The following is a 465-nucleotide window of genomic DNA, read 5'->3' as shown; positions in this document are numbered from 1 at the left end:
GAATACTAAAGTAGATACCAATTAATTATTCTATTGAATAATCAATGGCATTTTTTACTTTTGAAAACTCTTGATAAATACGAATATTTATCAGAATTTTATTATCAGCTTTTCCAAATTTTTAAAGAGCAGAGAATCAAAAACTTCTCAAAATTAAACACACTCTATTCTCAGGTGTTATTGCTACCCGATAAAGAATATTTATTTTTAAGAAGTAAAGTGGTGGAGCTAAGCAGGATCGAACTGCTGACCTCCTGCGTGCAAGGCAGGCGCTCTCCCAGCTGAGCTATAGCCCCACATATGCTGGTCTTATTGTCTGTTATGACACTTCAAAAGAAGTGGTGGGTCTGGGTGGATTTGAACCACCGACCTCACCCTTATCAGGGGTGCGCTCTAACCAACTGAGCTACAGACCCAAACAATAAGTGTTGTTCTCTTTACAATTAACAATCATCTGTGTGGACA

Annotated in this window: 2 tRNA genes; both read right to left on the bottom strand. The window is 37.6% G+C overall.

Annotated features, from left to right (window positions below):
• Positions 1–220: 220 nt before the first annotated feature.
• Positions 221–296, bottom strand: a tRNA-Ala gene (locus tag CWC17_RS18845).
• Positions 297–339: 43 nt separating this feature from the next.
• Positions 340–416, bottom strand: a tRNA-Ile gene (locus tag CWC17_RS18840).
• Positions 417–465 lie beyond the last annotated feature (49 nt).

This window comes from Pseudoalteromonas sp. S3785 (assembly GCF_005887365.1).
Taxonomy (GTDB): Bacteria; Pseudomonadota; Gammaproteobacteria; order Enterobacterales; family Alteromonadaceae; genus Pseudoalteromonas.
This window is presented reverse-complemented; position numbering and strand designations above follow the sequence as displayed.